Source organism: Pseudarthrobacter leeuwenhoeki (assembly GCF_055412885.1).
This window is the reverse complement of the sequence record NZ_JBVAYY010000009.1, coordinates 56,337-72,410: the sequence shown is the minus strand read 5'-3', so window position 1 is coordinate 72,410 and position 16,074 is coordinate 56,337. Positions and strand designations below refer to the sequence as shown.

General features: G+C 67.6%; 15 protein-coding genes and 1 pseudogene. 8 read left to right on the top strand and 8 right to left on the bottom strand.

Annotated features, from left to right (window positions below; genetic code table 11):
• Positions 1 to 97 precede the first annotated feature (97 nt).
• Positions 98 to 1,387, bottom strand: coding sequence for an adenylosuccinate synthase (locus ACZYX4_RS09795; protein ID WP_463875385.1), 1,290 nt, complete (start codon positions 1,385 to 1,387; stop codon positions 98 to 100).
• Between the two features lie 309 nt (positions 1,388 to 1,696).
• On the opposite strand from ACZYX4_RS09795, the pseudogene ACZYX4_RS09790 reads away from it, so the two are divergent.
• Positions 1,697 to 2,905 (top strand): annotated as a pseudogene (locus ACZYX4_RS09790) (cobalamin-independent methionine synthase II family protein).
• Positions 2,906 to 3,077: 172 nt separating this feature from the next.
• Positions 3,078 to 3,710 (top strand): uracil-DNA glycosylase family protein, encoded by a 633-nt coding sequence (locus tag ACZYX4_RS09785; RefSeq protein ID WP_463875384.1) that lies wholly within the window; start codon positions 3,078 to 3,080, stop codon positions 3,708 to 3,710.
• A gap of 115 nt (positions 3,711 to 3,825) precedes the next feature.
• Here the strand turns inward: ACZYX4_RS09785 and ACZYX4_RS09780 are convergent, their stop codons facing one another.
• The 3 genes from ACZYX4_RS09780 to ACZYX4_RS09770 all read right to left on the bottom strand — a co-directional run bounded on the left by ACZYX4_RS09780 (position 3,826) and on the right by ACZYX4_RS09770 (position 6,141).
• A complete protein-coding gene (locus tag ACZYX4_RS09780) occupies positions 3,826 to 4,254 on the bottom strand; it encodes a DUF3151 domain-containing protein (RefSeq protein WP_463875383.1) in 429 nt (142 codons plus the stop codon).
• A 2-nt stretch (positions 4,255 to 4,256) separates the two neighbouring features.
• Positions 4,257 to 5,276 carry a class II fructose-bisphosphate aldolase gene (fbaA, locus tag ACZYX4_RS09775; protein WP_463875382.1) on the bottom strand — a complete coding sequence of 340 codons (1,020 nt, stop codon included), beginning with the start codon at positions 5,274 to 5,276 and terminating at the stop codon, positions 4,257 to 4,259.
• Between the two features lie 178 nt (positions 5,277 to 5,454).
• Positions 5,455 to 6,141: a TrmH family RNA methyltransferase gene (locus tag ACZYX4_RS09770; protein ID WP_463875381.1), complete on the bottom strand. Its 687-nt coding sequence runs from the start codon at positions 6,139 to 6,141 to the stop codon at positions 5,455 to 5,457.
• Between the two features lie 52 nt (positions 6,142 to 6,193).
• On the opposite strand from ACZYX4_RS09770, the gene ACZYX4_RS09765 reads away from it, so the two are divergent.
• Positions 6,194 to 7,048, top strand: a complete 855-nt coding sequence (locus ACZYX4_RS09765; RefSeq protein ID WP_463875380.1) for an HAD-IIA family hydrolase — start codon at positions 6,194 to 6,196, stop codon at positions 7,046 to 7,048.
• A gap of 9 nt (positions 7,049 to 7,057) precedes the next feature.
• Here ACZYX4_RS09765 and ACZYX4_RS09760 read toward each other — a convergent pair whose 3' ends face one another.
• From ACZYX4_RS09760 to pyrE, 4 genes are all read right to left on the bottom strand, one after another.
• Positions 7,058 to 8,098 (bottom strand): thioesterase domain-containing protein, encoded by a 1,041-nt coding sequence (locus tag ACZYX4_RS09760; RefSeq protein ID WP_463875379.1) that lies wholly within the window; start codon positions 8,096 to 8,098, stop codon positions 7,058 to 7,060.
• An 84-nt stretch (positions 8,099 to 8,182) separates the two neighbouring features.
• The gene (locus tag ACZYX4_RS09755) at positions 8,183 to 8,788 is read right to left on the bottom strand and encodes a hypothetical protein (RefSeq protein WP_463875378.1); all 606 of its coding nucleotides are present in this window, start codon (positions 8,786 to 8,788) and stop codon (positions 8,183 to 8,185) included.
• A 96-nt stretch (positions 8,789 to 8,884) separates the two neighbouring features.
• Entirely contained in the window at positions 8,885 to 9,652 is a 768-nt protein-coding gene (locus ACZYX4_RS09750) for a GAF and ANTAR domain-containing protein (RefSeq protein WP_463875377.1), read from the bottom strand.
• A gap of 91 nt (positions 9,653 to 9,743) precedes the next feature.
• Positions 9,744 to 10,328 (bottom strand): orotate phosphoribosyltransferase, encoded by a 585-nt coding sequence (gene pyrE, locus ACZYX4_RS09745; RefSeq protein ID WP_463875376.1) that lies wholly within the window; start codon positions 10,326 to 10,328, stop codon positions 9,744 to 9,746.
• A gap of 140 nt (positions 10,329 to 10,468) precedes the next feature.
• Between pyrE and acsA the strand changes: the two genes are divergently transcribed.
• Genes acsA through ACZYX4_RS09720 form a run of 5 tightly spaced genes read left to right on the top strand, consistent with a single transcriptional unit; the run spans position 10,469 to position 16,057 of the window.
• Positions 10,469 to 12,346 (top strand): acetate--CoA ligase, encoded by a 1,878-nt coding sequence (gene acsA, locus ACZYX4_RS09740; protein ID WP_463875375.1) that lies wholly within the window; start codon positions 10,469 to 10,471, stop codon positions 12,344 to 12,346.
• On the top strand, positions 12,343 to 13,371 hold the full coding sequence (pdhA, locus tag ACZYX4_RS09735; protein ID WP_463875374.1) for a pyruvate dehydrogenase (acetyl-transferring) E1 component subunit alpha: 1,029 nt from the start codon (positions 12,343 to 12,345) through the stop codon (positions 13,369 to 13,371). Before acsA ends, pdhA begins: the two co-directional genes overlap by 4 nt.
• Positions 13,368 to 14,348 (top strand): alpha-ketoacid dehydrogenase subunit beta, encoded by a 981-nt coding sequence (locus ACZYX4_RS09730; RefSeq protein ID WP_463875373.1) that lies wholly within the window; start codon positions 13,368 to 13,370, stop codon positions 14,346 to 14,348. The genes pdhA and ACZYX4_RS09730 overlap by 4 nt, the downstream gene beginning before the upstream one ends.
• On the top strand, positions 14,341 to 15,801 hold the full coding sequence (locus tag ACZYX4_RS09725; RefSeq protein ID WP_463875372.1) for a 2-oxo acid dehydrogenase subunit E2: 1,461 nt from the start codon (positions 14,341 to 14,343) through the stop codon (positions 15,799 to 15,801). The genes ACZYX4_RS09730 and ACZYX4_RS09725 overlap by 8 nt, the downstream gene beginning before the upstream one ends.
• A 13-nt stretch (positions 15,802 to 15,814) precedes the next feature.
• Entirely contained in the window at positions 15,815 to 16,057 is a 243-nt protein-coding gene (locus ACZYX4_RS09720) for a phosphopantetheine-binding protein (protein ID WP_463875371.1), read from the top strand.
• The last annotated feature ends 17 nt before the right edge of the window (positions 16,058 to 16,074 follow it).

The following is a 16,074-nucleotide window of genomic DNA, read 5'->3' as shown; positions in this document are numbered from 1 at the left end:
GCCCGAACCCCCGCCTGGCCGGACCACGACGGCGGCGGGCCACCTTGTCAGGTGACCCGCCGCCGTCGTGCGTCAGCTTCTGAAGCGTTGGTCAGTGTCAGTCGTTGATCAAATCGTTAATCACGATGGTCTGGTCGCGGTCCGGGCCGACGCCGATCGCCGAGAAGCGCGTCCCGGAGAGCTTCTCGAGGGCCAGCACGTAGTTCTTGGCGTTCTCCGGGAGGTCCTCCAGGGTACGGGCGCCGGTGATGTCCTCGGTCCAGCCTTCGAAGTACTCGAAGATCGGCTTGGCGTGGTGGAACTCGGTCTGCGTCATCGGCATTTCCTCGTGCCGGACGCCGTCGACGTCATAGGCCACGCAGACCGGGATCTGCTCGATGCCCGTGAGCACGTCCAGCTTGGTGACGAAGTAGTCCGTGAAACCGTTGACGCGCGAGGCATGGCGCGCCAGCACGGCGTCGTACCAGCCGCAGCGGCGCGGCCGGCCGGTGTTGACGCCGAACTCGCCGCCCGTCTTCTGCAGGTACATGCCCATGTCGTCGAACAGTTCCGTGGGGAACGGACCTGCGCCCACCCGGGTGGTGTACGCCTTGATGATGCCGATGGAGCGCGAGATGCGGGTGGGGCCGATGCCGGAGCCCACAGAGGCGCCGCCGGCCGTCGGGTTCGAGGAGGTCACGAAGGGGTACGTGCCGTGGTCGACGTCCAGGAAGGTGGCCTGGCCGCCCTCCATGAGGACCACCTTGCCCTCGTCCAGGGCGGTGTTCAGGACATAGGTGCTGTCGATGACCAGCGGGCGGAGGCGTTCGGCGAAGGACAGGAAGTACTCCACGATCTCGTCCACCTCGACGTCGCGGCGGTTGTAGACCTTGACCAGGAGCTGGTTCTTCTGGCGCAGCGACCCTTCGACCTTCTGGCGCAGGATGGAGGCGTCAAAAACGTCCTGGACGCGGATGCCGAGGCGGGCCACCTTGTCCATGTAGGCCGGGCCGATGCCGCGGCCGGTGGTGCCGATGGCCCGGGAGCCGAGGAACCGCTCGGTGACCTTGTCCAGGACCTGGTGGTAGGGCGCCACGAGGTGGGCGTTGGCGGAGACGCGCAGCTTGGAGGTGTCGGCGCCGCGGGCTTCGAGGCCGTCGATTTCCTCGAACAGCGCCTCGAGGTTCACCACGCAGCCGTTGCCGATGATCGGAACCGCGTTGGGGCTCAGGATCCCGGCCGGAAGGAGCTTGAGCTCATACTTCTCACCGCCCACGACGACGGTGTGCCCGGCATTGTTACCGCCGTTGGGCTTGACGACGTAGTCGACTCGGCCACCAAGCAGGTCAGTGGCCTTACCTTTGCCTTCGTCGCCCCATTGGGCTCCGACGATCACGATTGCTGGCATGGGATCCTCCCCCATTCGTTCGGGCCGAAGTCCGCGTGACTCACCAGGGTGGTCACCGGAGATCAGCGCCGGTCATGAGAATGCCCCGAATCTGCCGCTGTGCTCTTACCATCAACGCCAGAGTCCGGGGCTCTTACCACCCAAGTTTAGCCGATGACGGACGTGGCAGCTCATTTGACCATCCAATGGACTTCCCGCGGCTGCGGCCTAAGGGGCCTGAACCGTTGACGCCGCAGCAAACCTGCCCGGACAGAGCCTTGTGACGGCAAAGGGTGCTGCGGCCAGGACCGAGGGAAAGGAAGCGCCCACATGCGCCAGAACACCGACCATATCCGCGCCACGCACGCCGGCTCGCTGCCCCAGCCCCCCGAGCTCATCGCGGCGAACGAGGCCAAGGAAGCGGACGGCATCACCCCCGAGTTCCTGGACCTGCTGGAAACCTCCGTGATGGACATTGTCCGGCGCCAGAGGGACCATGGCATCAACATGCCCAACGACGGCGAATACGGGCACACGATGTCCGGCCCGGTGGACTGCGGCGCGTGGTGGAACTACTCCTTCAGCCGGCTCGGCGGCCTCGAGCCGACGGAGGTGGACCGCTGGGCTGACGCCGCGGTGCACCGCTCCACACCCGGCAACATTGTGCTGACCTCCTTCCCTGACCGGCGCGACCGGCAGAAGTTCAACGAGGCCTACAACGATCCGTCCTCCGGGATCCTGGCACACCGCAAGAGTGTCACGCAGCCGAAAATTGCCGGCCCGCTGAGCTACACCGGGCATGCCCTCGTGGGCTCGGACATCGCCAACCTCAAGACCGGGCTGGCCGCGGCCGGGCTGGCCGAGGGCTTCGTCGCCTCCCTTTCCCCCGGATCCTGCGCCCGGGTCGCCAACGAGTACTACAAGACCGATGAGGAGCTCCTCTACGCCTGTGCGGACGCCATGCGCTAGGAGTACAAGGCGATTATCGACGCCGGGCTCACCGTCCAGCTCGACGATCCGTCGCTGGCCGAAAGCTGGGACCAGATCAACCCGGAACCGGCTCTGGCGGACTACCTCAAATTCATCCAGCTCAGGGTTGAGGCCACAAACTGGGCCCTGCGCGGCCTCCCCCAGGAGCAGATCCGGCTGCACGTCTGCTGGGGTTCCTGGCACGGCCCGCACACCGCGGACATCCCCTTCGCGGACATCCTCGGCCCGGTGCTGCAGATCAATGCGGGCGGCTACTCCTTCGAGGCCGCCAATGTCCGCCACGAACACGAATGGCGTGTCTGGGAGGACACCCGGCTCCCCGACGGAAAAGTGATCATCCCGGGCGTCGTCTCCCACGCCACCAACGTCGTCGATCACCCGGACCTGGTGGCTGACCGGATCGTACGCTTCGCCCAGCTGGTGGGCCGGGAAAATGTGATTGCCTCCACAGACTGCGGTCTCGGCGGACGGGTGCACCCGCAAATCGCCTTTGCCAAGCTGGAATCTTTGGGGGAGGGCGCCCGCCGCGCCACCACGCGGCTCTGGTAGCCGGCCCGTGAGCCGACCCGTCATTTCGCAGGGCTTGATAGACTAATAGGGATCGACCAGGAATCGGTCAACACCACATTTTCAAACCACACCGTACTTGGCGTGCCCCGGTGCCCGCGTGTCCGCGTACGGTCTGGCAGCTTCACCAATCCCGCAGGAGACTTTGCAATATATGACAGCCTTGGCCACTGAAAATTCCCGCGAACAGCTTTTGAGCCGCCGCTACGAACCTAGCGTCGCGGCCGTCAACGAGCTGTGCGACACGCTGCAGGCAACAAAAGCTGGCATGAACGTCCCGTACGTGGACCCGCTGCACGACGTCGACGAGTGCCGGATCATCAGCCTCTTCTCCAACATCGGGACCGAGGACGAGTCGGGTTTCATCACCGCCGGTGACGAGGAAGCGGCCACCCGCCTGCTGGGCGTCCAGTGGAAGCTCGGCCTGCGGCCCGAGTACGTCATGCCCTGGAACGTCCACCCCTGGTACGTGCCGGGCGAGCCCAACGGCAAGTTCACGCCGGACCAGATTTCCGCAGGCCTGAAGCCGCTGCTGAAGTTCCTCGCCGTCGTGCCCCGCGCCTCAGTGATTGTGGCGCACGGCACCGAGGCCAACCGCCTCGCGAACCTGCTCCTCAAGACCGAGGTGCCCATGATTTGGCGCCGCGGCCTCAAGACCTACAAGGTCCGCTCGCTCAGCGGCCGCGCCTTCGCCGGCACCCCGGCCCGCCAGGAGCAGTACCTTGAAGAGATGGGCGCCGTCTACGCGGACGCCATGGCCCGCACCGGTCTGGCCAAGCCCAGCTAATCCCCACCCGCACCCTAGCCTCGCAAGCCCGCCGTCGGGCTTTAACTAACAACGCGGGGTCACTAACGGCCCATCCCAGGGCATGGAATGGGCCGTTAGTGACCCCGCGTTGTGGTTAGCGCTTTTCGGCTTCGATGGCTGCCTTGGCGGAGGGGTCAGAGTCCTTGAGGAACTTCTCGATCCGCTCCAGCTCCTCGGCCTCGCCGATCGCCGCGGAAGCCCGGCCCAGGGAATACAGGGCACGGAGGAAGCCGCGGTTCGGTTCGTGCTCCCACGGGATGGGCCCGACGCCGCGCCAGCCGTTGCGGCGCAGCGAATCCAGGCCGCGGTGGTAGCCGACACGGGAGTAGGCGTAGGAGTCGATGGTCCGGCCCTCGGTCCATGCCTCCTCGGCCAGCACGGCCCAGAGCAGCGAGGACGTCGGGTGCTTTTCGACCAGGTCCAGGGCTTCCTGGCCTGCGTCCAGCGCCGCGTAGACCTCGGTCTCGGCGGGCAGGTGCGTGGGCTCGGGACCCATCAGGTTCCTGCGGAAATCTTCCGACATGCCTAGAACGTCTTTCCGGTGGAGCCGAGCTGCTGGGCAGCCTCGACCACGCGGGCCGCGAGGCCGGCCTCGGCGGAGGCGCCCCAGACGCGCGGGTCGTACAGCTTCTTGTTGCCGACCTCGCCATCGACTTTGAGCACGCCGTCGTAGTTGCGGAACATGTGGTCCGCCACCGGACGGGTGAAGGCGTACTGGGTGTCGGTATCGATGTTCATCTTGATGACACCGTAGGAGACGGCGTCGGCGATCTCCTTCTCGGAGGAGCCGGAGCCGCCGTGGAAGACCAGGTCGAACGGGTTGGCCTTGCCGATCCTGGCGCCGACCTGATCCTGGATGTCCTTGAGGATCTCCGGGCGGAGCTTGACGCCGCCGGGCTTGTAGACGCCGTGCACGTTGCCGAAGGTCAGCGCTGTGATGTAGCGGCCGTTGTCGCCGGCACCGAGGGCATCGATGGTGGCGAGGGCGTCCTCGACCGTGGTGTACAGCTTCTCGTTGATGGCGTTCTCGACGCCGTCTTCCTCGCCGCCGACGGTGCCGATCTCGACCTCGAGGATCATCTTGGCGGCAGCGGTGCGTTCCAGCAGTTCACGGGCGATACGCAGGTTTTCCGGCAGGGTCTCGGCGGAGCCGTCCCACATGTGGGAGTTGAAGAGCGGGTTGCGGCCGGCCTTCACCTCGGCTTCGGAGGCTGCCAGCAGCGGCAGGACGAACCCATCCAGCTTGTCCTTGGGGCAGTGGTCCGTGTGCAGGGCGATGTTGACGCCGTAGTTCTTGGCGACTTCGCGGGCAAACGCGGCGAAGCCGAGCGAACCGGCCACCATGTCCTTGGTGGAGGCCCCGGACCAGTAGGCGGCGCCGCCGGTGGAGACCTGGACGATGCCGTCGGACTCGGCCTCGGCGAAGCCGCGGAGGGCCGCGTTGAGGGTCTGGGAGGACGTGACGTTCACGGCCGGGAACGCGAAGCCGCCCGTCTTAGCGCGGTCGATCATCTCGGAGTAGATCTCTGGGGTTGCAATGGGCATGCTGACTCCTTAAGTGAATTTCTTCTGCGGGCTGGGCTCACCCTGGAGTGAACCTCGTCGGCTAGGAACCATCCTAGCCATGCCGGCGCCCGGGCCGTGGTTCCGGTCACTCGTGCCGGTAATACTCCCCCGCGCGTGATCCCGTTCGCCCCACGGCCACTTCGCGCCGGCCGCGCACCTACCCCGGGAGCTGGTTGAACACGTGCCGGCGGATCCAGGCGTGCATCGCGATGGCGGCAGCCGAGGCGGCATTGATCGAGCGGGTGGAGCCGAACTGCTCGATCGACAAGGTGTCCACTGCCGCTTCGTGGACCTCGGGGGAAAGCCCCGGACCTTCCTGGCCGAACACCAGGACGCAGTCCCTGGGCAGTTCATAGGTTTCCAGCGGGACGGAGTCCGGGAAGATGTCGATGCCGATGATCGCCAGGGACTCCCCCTGCGCCCAGTCCACGAAGTCCGCGACGGTCGGGTGGTGCCGCACGTGCTGGTACCGGTCGGTGACCATGGCCCCGCGGCGGTTCCACCGGCGTCGCCCGATGATGTGCACTTCCTTGGCCAGGAACGCGTTGGCGCTGCGCACGACAGTGCCGATGTTCATGTCGTGCTGCCAGTTTTCGATCGCAATATGGAAGTTGTGCCGCTTGGAGTCCAGGTCCGCAACGATCGCCTCGTGCTTCCAGTAGCGGTATTTGTCCACCACATTGCGGCGGTCCCCGTCCGCCAGGAGGTCCGGGTCCCAGTGTGCGCCCGCCGGCAGTTCCCCTTCCCAGGGGCCGACACCGACCTCCGCCTTGGGCTCCGCTTCCGGCTCCGGCTCTGCCAGGGTGCCGGAAAGGATTTCGCTGGGTATCTCGGGTTCAGTCACCACTCAACATTAGACTGGGACTGGCATCGGCACATTATCGGCGGAGGACAGCATGGCGGAGCAGCAGACAGACCACCGGGAAGACCCGGACCACGTGCTCTCATCAAAATCCGTGTACCGCAGCGGCCAGGAGATCGAGTGCTGGCTGACCGACATGGACGGTGTCCTGGTCCACGAAAACCAGCCCATCCCGGGCGCCGCTGAACTCATCCAGCGCTGGGTGGACACGTCCAGGCGCTTCCTCGTCCTGACCAATAACTCGATCTACACACCCCGGGACCTCGCGGCCCGGTTGAAGAGTTCGGGCCTGGAAATCCCCGAAGAGAACATCTGGACCTCCGCCCTGGCCACCGCCCAGTTCCTCAAGGACCAGGTGCGCGGCTCCGATTCCGGCAACCGCGCCTACACGATCGGCGAAGCGGGCCTGACGACGGCGCTGCACGAGGCCGGTTTTATCCTCACCGACCAGGACCCGGACTTCGTGGTGCTCGGCGAAACCCGCACCTACTCCTTTGAAGCCATCACCATGGCCATCCGGCTGATCCTGGGCGGGGCGCGGTTCATCGCCACCAACCCGGACGCCACCGGGCCCTCGAAGGACGGCCCCATGCCGGCCACCGGCGCGATCGCGGCGCTCATCACGAAGGCAACGGGCCGGGAACCCTACATAGTGGGCAAACCGAACCCGATGATGTTCCGCTCGGCCATGAACCAGATCGACGCGCATTCGGAAACCACCGCCATGATCGGTGACCGGATGGACACCGACATCATCGCGGGTATGGAAGCTGGGCTGCACACGGTGCTGGTGCTCAGCGGCATCACCCACAGGGACGACATCGCCGCCTACCCGTTCCGGCCCAACCAGATCCTGAACTCCGTGGCCGACCTGAAGAACCAGATCTAAGTCCCGTCCCTAGAAGGCGGTCTTCCTGCCTCCGCCGGCGGGCAGCGGGAGGATCTGATCCTGCAGCTCCTCGATGACCGGCCGGTAGATGAACGGGTTCCAGCCCGGGCTGGCGTGCGCCGGCCGGGCGCCGTCGGTCCGCAGCGAGTCGACGGCCATGTTGTCCTTGAAGGTCAGTGACCAGGAGTCACGGGCGGTCTCGTAGTCCACCGTCCGGTCCCGCGGGTTGCCGATAAAGGCCATCCGGGTCCCGCCGAGCTTTCCCGCGAAGCGGGTGGCGTCGTAGTGGTAGATGAAGGCGGACTCGGACTGGATCAGCACACTGGAGGGCGCAATCGGCGAGAGCTGTTCCAGGGTCTGGTCCACGACCTGTCCCCAGCTGCGCTCGTCCTTGTGCATCATCCGCTCACCCAGTTCGTAGCCCCCGCGCAGCACCGAGGGGAACCGGAAGCCGCTCTCGTAGAGGAACACGACACCCTCGAACCAGCTTTGGTCCAGCACGTCGTACTTGCTGTACGGGCTGGAGTCCAGCAGGATAAACGCCACCTCAATCCCGTGCAGTTCCCGGAGCCGGGCGGCGACCTGGGTGGCCACCATGCCGCCGAAGCTGTGGCCGTAGAAGTGGAACGTGGTCAGTTGATGCGCACGCGCGTGCTCGACCACGGCGATCACGATCCCGTCGATGTCGAGGCCCATATTGGAGTATCCGACGACGGCGAGCTGGCCGCGCTTGGTCAGCCCACCACGCAGCGCGTTCAGGATCCACAGTGATTCCTCCCAGCTCGTCTTGTAACCGGGAAAGAGGAACCAGCTGGCGTTGGGAAAGTACCTCTCGGCGGTCTCGTCCGGCACCGTGAGGATTTTATGAACACGGCGTTCGGCCTGCACACGCCGGGTCAGCAGCATGTCCGCCGCCAGCACGGAGGCGGCACCGGCGCCGGTCAGAAAACCCCGCCGGGAGAACCGCTGGAGTTCGGCGGCGTGCCGAAGCACACGGGCGTCGGCATCGCCGGCCCCGCCCACATCCTCAACGTCAGGCTCACGCGGCACATCTCTACCGTAGCCACCGGGGACCGCGGATCAGAAACGGCGCCAGATAACAGCTCAGTTGCAGCCTGGCGTTTGAGTGTGTACCTAGACGGGTTCCGGCTCCCGGCCTGGGTCGGGGAGGCTGAGTTGGAGGTCGATCTCACGCGGGACGGCCTTGATGTCGACTTCCCGCCGGCTGAGTTCCAGGCCGATTTCAACATAGGTCGCGAGGAGCTGCGTGTTGGCCATGTCCGCCGGGTTGTCCAGCAGCCCGAACACGGAGTCACTGGCGGCCAGCAGTTCGTCATCGGAGTAGACGTTCAGCGGGCGGGTCCCGTAGGTGTCAATGGAGGCGGTGAAGTCTGCCGAGAGATCGAGGGACAGCAGCGCGGCGGTCGCGTTTTCCACGATGGGGTGCAGCTCGAGGGAGACGCCCGTAGAGCTGGGCAGGGCGCCGGCGGTGTCGACGAGCGCCGCGGCGGCATCGATCGCATTGAGGTCGTTGCGGAGTCCTGCCAGGGCCGAGGATTCCACGAAGGCGGCGTGTCCGAGATTCACCCGGATGTGGGACGTGATGCCCATCCGCCGGACGCGCTGGATCAGCTGGATCAAAGAGGGTCGGGAGTGCTGTGTAAGGCTGCCACGGACATCGATCCGGACGACATCCGTGGCGATGTTCAGCTTGGCTTGGGCGTTCAACGAGGTGTCCATAGGTACTCCAAAAGAGGGGTGTCTATGGCCGACGGCTCAACCACCTACAGTTTATGGGCCGCCGGAGGAGCGCACAAGTCATATGCCGCCACCGGTTCAGCCGGCTTCTCTACCGCCCGGTTCCTCGAAATGGGTCCGGGACGCGTTGCCGCCCACGGACCGGACCAGCGACGTGGCAATGTCACGGAGCTTAACGTTGCCGTTGCTGGACGCGTCCGTGAGGATCTTGACGGCCGCCTCCTGGTCGCAGCGGTTCTGCGCCATGACAATCCCGACGGCCATGTCGATCGCAGTGCGGGATTCGAGGGTGGCCCGGAGATTGATGGCACTGTCGGTGTGCAGGGAGAAGCGGATGGCCAGCCGGAGCGCCTGGGAGATCTCCCGGGTGTAGCCGCGCGCCCTGACGGCAACATCGCCGTCGAACTTGTGCGGCACATCTGAGTAAAGGTTCAGCGCCGCCTGTGCCTCGCCCTGCAGGTGGAACGGCACGGAGAGTACCGAGCGCAGGCCGTGGGCAGCGACAGCATTGGCATAGTCCGGTCCCCAGCGTTCCTCATCAAACAGGTCAGGAACGTAGACCTCGCATTCCTCCTGCGCCGCCGTCAGGCACGGGCCCTGCGCGAGCCGGTACTGGATTTCGTCCACTTCGCGGGCAGAATCGCTGCTCCAGCCGATGGTCGCGGCCTTGCGGTCCCGCAGCAGTGTGATGCCACACAGGGCATCGTCGCCGGCACCCGCCACCTGGTGGGCGGAAAATCGTGCGAGTTCGTTGAGGAAGTTCTCGAAATCGGCGCTCTCAAGGATCAGGTTCTGGATCTGGACAACGGTGCTGGCGGGTTCGAGGATATCTTCGGGAAGGAGCATGGCGCGTGGTCTCTTTTTGTCAGGTGAATACTTAAAAAGGATAAATCATGGCCAATCCCCCGTCCACACGCGCCCGCTGAGACGGAAGAGCCTAGCTGAGGCCCAGTTCGTCCCTGCCGAAAGCGAAGAGGTAGGGAACTCCGGCCTCTGCCTCGATCTTTTCCTTGGCGCCGGTGTCGCGGTCCACGATCACGGCGACGGCGACAACGTTTCCGCCGGCCCGGCGGACGCCTTCGACGGCGGTCAGCGCGGAGCCTCCGGTTGTGGAGGTGTCCTCCAGCACCAGAACCTTGCGGCCCTCGACGGAGGGGCCCTCCACCTGGCGGCCCATGCCGTAGGACTTCTGTGCCTTGCGGACCACGAACGCGTCCACGGGACGTCCGGCGCCGGCGGCGGTGTGCATAACAGCGGTGCCCACAGGGTCGGCACCCATGGTGAGTCCACCGGCGCACTCGAAGTCGATGCCGGCGTCGTCCAGCAGCGAAAGCATAACCTGCCCGACAAGCCTGGAGGCCTCGTGGTGCAGTGTGATCCGGCGCAGGTCGATGTAGTAGTCGGCCTCGGCGCCGCTGGAGAGGATAACCTTGCCGCGCACGACGGCCAGCTCCTTGATCAGTTCAAGCAGGCGGGCACGGGCGGCAGCGGTGTCAGCTGCAGGGGCACTGGTGGCAGTCATGGGACCCAGTTTAGTGGCTGTCCGGCACCGGATCCCCAGCCGGCCATTTTGACGCCGGTCCGCCTTCCGAAGGCTCCCCTGATCCGGCGCCGGGTCTTTGTCCTCTAGGAACCCGTGCCGGGCAGGAGTGCGATGGAACCATGACGGCAGGAACCGAACCTTCGACCCGCTGGCCCGCCATTCCCAAGGACATCGGCAGCTTCCGGGTGCGGCCGAACCTGATGGACTATGACGCAGCCTGTGCCGCCTTCTCCTGGGACGAAGCCCGGCATCAGCTCTCCGGGCTCCCCGGTGGCCGCGGCGTCAACATCGCCTATGAGGCAGTGGACCGGCACGCCGCCGGCGGGCACGCCGGGCACGAGGCGCTGCGGTTCGTCCGGGCCGACGGCAGCAGCCACTCCCTGACCTTTGCCGAGCTCGCGGAGCAAACCAGCCGCTTTGCCGGGGTGCTGCGCAGCCTCGGCGTCGGGCGCGGCGAGCGCGTCTTCTCGCTTACCGGGCGCGGACCGGCACTTTACATAGCGGTGCTGGGCACGTTGAAGAACGCCAGCGTCTTTTGCCCGCTGTTCTCCGCGTTCGGCCCGGAACCCGTCCGCCAGCGTCTGCAGCTGGGATCCGGCCGGGTCCTGGTCACCACCCGGGCTCTCTACCGCAAGAAAATTGCCCACCTCCGCGACTCGCTCCCGGAACTCCGGCACGTCCTGCTGACCGACGCCGACGGCCGCCCGGAGCCGGGCACCCTGGACCTCGCTGCGCTGCTGCGCGCAGCCCCGGCCGATTGTGAGATCGCCGCGACGCAGGCCGAGGACATGGCCCTGCTGCATTTCACGTCCGGCACCACCGGGACCCCGAAGGGTGCCATCCATGTGCACGACGCGGTCACCGCGCACCACGCAACCGGCACCGCCGCCCTGGACCTGCACCCGGAGGACGTGTACTGGTGCACAGCCGACCCCGGCTGGGTCACCGGTACCTCGTACGGCGTGATCGCGCCGCTGACCCACGGCGTGACGACCATCGTGGACGAGGAGGAAATGGACGCGGACCGCTGGTACCGGATCCTCGCCGACCAGCGCGTCACGGTCTGGTACACCGCCCCCACGGCGCTGCGGATGCTGATGAAGGCCGGGGCCGAACGCGCCCGGGCCCACGACCTGTCCGCGCTGCGCTTCGTCGCCAGCGTCGGGGAACCGCTGAACCCCGAGGTCGTTCTCTGGGGCCAGGAAGCCTTCGGCCAGCCCGTGCACGATAACTGGTGGCAGACCGAAACCGGCGGCATCATGATCTCCAACTTCGCCGCCACCGAGATCCGCCCGGGCTCGATGGGCCGGCCGCTCCCCGGCGTCGAGGCGGGCATCGTGGCCCGGGATGCCCAGGACAAGCCGGTCGTCCGCGACGGCGAGGCGGTCCTCGTCACTTCGCCGGACACCGTCGGGGAACTGGCCCTGCGGCCGGGCTGGCCCTCGATGTTCCGCGGCTACCTGCATGAGGAGGAACGCTACCGACGCTGCTTCGCGGGCGGCTGGTACCTCACCGGCGACCTCGCCAGGCGCGACGCCGACGGCTACTACTGGTTCGTCGGACGCGGCGACGACGTCATCAAGTCCTCCGGGCACCTGATCGGCCCGTTCGAGGTGGAGAGCTCCCTGATGGAACACGAGGCGGTGGCCGAGGCCGGGGTGATCGGGGTCCCCGACCCCGTGGCCGGCGAGGTGGTCAAGGCGTTCGTGGAACTGCGGCCCGGCTGGGAGCCCTCGGAGGAACTGCAGCTGGAAATCATCGGCTTCGCCCGCAAACGGCTCGGCCCGGCGGTGGCGCCCCGGCTGCTGGACTTCACCACGGCCCTGCCCCGGACCCGCAGCGGCAAGATCCTCCGGCGCCTGCTCAAGGCCCGCGAACTCGGGCTCCCGGAGGGCGACACCTCCACGGTCGAGACCCCGTCCGGCGCGCCGGACCCGGACGGACAGCAGCCGGACGCACAGCAGCCGGACGGACAGCAGCCGGAGCCACCGCCATGACCGGGCCCCTGGACCCGCTGGCCCCGGCCCTGGACCCCGCCCACGGGCGGCACCTGCTGCTGCAGATGCTCCGGGTCCGCCGGTTTGAGGAGAAATGCGTCGAGCTGTACAGCGCCGCCAAAATCCGCGGCTTCCTGCACGTCTACATCGGGGAGGAAGCCATCGCGGCCGGGGTGCTGGAAACCCTGGGCGCGGAGGACGCCGTCGTCGCCACCTACCGGGAGCACGGCCACGCCCTCCTGCGTGGTGTCCCTGCCGGGGCGATCCTCGCCGAGATGTACGGCTACGTTGAGGGCTGCTGCCGCGGCCGCGGCGGGTCCATGCATTTGTTCGACGCCGCCACCCGCTTCATCGGCGGGAACGCCATCGTCGCCGGGGGCCTGCCGCTCGCCGTCGGGCTGGCCCTCGCGGACAAGATGGCCGGACGCTCCCGCGTGACCGTGTGCTTCTTCGGCGAAGGCGCCGTCGCGGAAGGGGAATTCCACGAGAGCCTCAACCTCGCCGCGCTGTGGCAGCTGCCCGTGCTGTTCTGCTGCGAGAACAACCTCTACGCCATGGGCACGGCGCTGGGTCACTCGGAATCGCAGACGGACATCGCGCTCAAGGCTGCCGCCTACGAAATCGCGGCGTGGGCCGTGGACGGCATGGACGTCCTGGCCGTCGAAGAAACGGCCCGGCGCGCGGTGGACGCCGTCCGGTCCGGCGGCGGCCCGCACTTCCTGGAGCTGCGCACCTACCGCTTCCGGGCGCACTCGATGTTCGACCCGGAACGGTACCGCGATAAAGCCGAAGTCGCCCGCTGGCTCGAACGCGACCCGCTCACCCTGCTGCGCGCCACGATGGAGGCCGCCGGCCAGCTCTCCACGCAGGACTGGGAACAGCTCGAGGCGGATGCCGCCGCGGAGGTCGCCGCCGCCGTCGACTTCGCCGAAGCCGGAACCCTCGAACCCGTGGAGGACCTCACCCGCTTCGTCTACAGCGAGCGCGGCACCGGCCCGAAAACCGGCGAAGGGCTTGAGCCATGAAATCCAGTTACCGCGAGGCACTCCGGGCCGGCATCCGCGATGCCATGCTCCGCGACGAGCGGGTGTTCCTGATGGGTGAGGACGTCGGGGCGTACGGCGGGTCCTTCGCGGTGAGCCTGGGCCTGCTGGAGGAATTCGGGCCTGCGCGGATCCGCGATACGCCGCTGTCGGAGTCCGGTTTTGTCGGGGCGGGCATCGGGGCGGCGCTCGGCGGAATGCGCCCGGTCGTGGAGATCATGACCGTCAATTTCAGCCTGCTCGCGCTGGACCAGATCGTGAACAACGCCGCCTCACTGCTGCACATGTCCGGCGGCCAATTCAACGTCCCTCTGGTGATCCGGATGACCACGGGCGCCGGCCGCCAGCTCGGGGCGCAGCATTCGCACAGCCTGGAGGGCTGGTACGCGCACATCCCCGGGCTGCGCATCCTCGCCCCCGCCACGCTCGCCGACGCGCGCGGCATGCTGTGGACCGCGCTTCAGGATCCCGACCCGGTGCTGATCTTCGAGCACGGCTCGCTCTACAACGTGACCGGGGAGCTCGACGACGACGCCGGCCCGGTGGACATCGACGCCGCCGCCGTCCGGCGCCCGGGGAACGACCTGTCGCTGATCACGTATGGCGGAACGCTTCCGGCGGTGCTCGACGCCGCCGGACAGCTCGCGGACGAGGGCATCGACGCGGAGGTGCTGGACCTGCGCACCCTGCGGCCGCTTGACGAGGCCGCCATCCTCGCCTCGGTGCGCAGGACCCACCGTGCGGTGGTGGTGGATGAGGGATGGCGCAGCGGAAGCATCTCCGCCGAGATCAGCGCCCGGATCACCGAGCACGCGTTCTATGAGCTGGATGCCCCGGTGGGCCGGGTCTGCAGTGCCGAAGTGCCGATCCCCTATTCCAAGCATCTGGAACTGGCGGCCCTGCCGTCCGTCGAGCGGATTGTGGCCGCTGCCAAGGAGGCGGTCAGGGCCAGTGGGTGACTTCCTGATGCCGTCCCTCGGGGCTGACATGGAGCACGGCAAGATCGTCGAATGGCTGGTCAAGCCCGGTGATTATGTGCGCCGCGGGGACCTCGTGGCGGTGGTGGACACCGACAAGACGGTTATGGATGTGGAGTCCTTCCAGGAGGGGGTCGTCGCCGAACTGCTCGTGGCCCTCGACGAAACCGTACCGGTGGGCACCCCGCTGGCCAGGATCACGCAGACCCCTGCCGAGGTGGGGGCTCCCGGGCCGGAGGCGCCGGCGCCTCCGGCCCGGAGCGCGGCCCCGAAGACCGGGGAAACGCCACCGATCGCTCCCCCGATCGCTCCCCCCGCCGCGCCCCCAACCGCTCCCCCCATCGCTCCCCCGGTGCGGCATCTGGCACACCGGCTGGGCGTTGACACAGCCAGGATCCACGGCACCGGCAAGGCCGGCGCCGTCACACGGGCCGATGTGGAACACGCTGTGGCGGCCAGGGCCTCCGGGTCCCGGGTCCGTTCCTCGCCGCGGGCCAGGCGCCTCGCCGCAGAACTCGGCGTCGAGCTTTCCGCCGTCAGCGGCACCGGACCGGAGGGTGCCGTGACCGTGGCGGACGTTCAGCACGCCGCGGCCAGCCACCCGGCGGCCGGTCCAGTGGCGGAAGCCGGTCCGATTCCGATGGAGGAAGCCGGTCCGGTGGAGGAGGCCCTGCCGGAAGCTCCAGCGGAAGAAGCTGCCGGAGAGCCAGCCCCCGGGGCCCCGGCCGCAGGGGCCCCGGTTTCCGGGAAGCCTTCGGAGGCACGCGAGCGCGTGGCCAGCCTGCGCCGCGCCATCGGGGCCCTGATGTCGCGGTCAAAGAAGACAATCCCGCACTACTACCTGAGCACCACCCTGGACCTGCGCGCCGCCGTCGACTGGATGCAGTCCGTCAACGCCCAGCGGCCGGTGGCGTCCCGGCTGGTCCCCTCCGCGCTGCTGCTCAAGGCCGCGGCGCTCGCGGCCAAGGACGTCCCGGAGGTGAACGGGTTCTACGACGACGGCGGATTCCGGCCCAGCGCGTCCGTGCACCTCGGTGTCGCCGTCGCCCTGCGCCAGGGCGGCCTGGTGGCCCCGGCCATCCACGACGCGGACACCCTGCCGGTCGATGTGCTCATGGAGCAGCTGAGGGACCTCGTCAGCCGCGCCCGGGCCGGACGGCTGCAGCGCGCCGAAATGGCGGATCCCACGATCACCGTGACGAACCTCGGGGACCTCGGGGTGGAGAGCGTCTTCGGGGTCATCTATCCCCCGCAGGTCGCGATGGTTGGCTTCGGCCGGGTCCTGGAACAACCGTGGGCGCAGAACGGGATGCTCGGCGTCCGGCCCGCCGTGACCGCCACCCTCTCCGCCGACCACCGGGTCAGCGACGGGCTGCGCGGCGGCCGCTACCTGGCGCGGATCGACGAGCTGCTGCAGACACCGGAGCAACTGTGAAACAGGAGGAACCATGAACGAACAGGACGCCCGGGCGGCCGTGGCGGCAGCTCTCGGCAAGGTGGCGCCGGACGTGGACCTGGCCGAGGTGGACGAGGGCGCCCGGCTCCGGCAGGACCTCGACCTCGATTCACTGGATTTCCTCCGGCTGGTCGAAACGATCGACACGGCCACCGGCGTCGACATCCCGGAGCGGGACTACCCGGCAGTGGCCACGGTGAAGGCACTGATCGGATACCTCGAGGCCCACGGCTAGGAAAAGCAGTCCCCCTT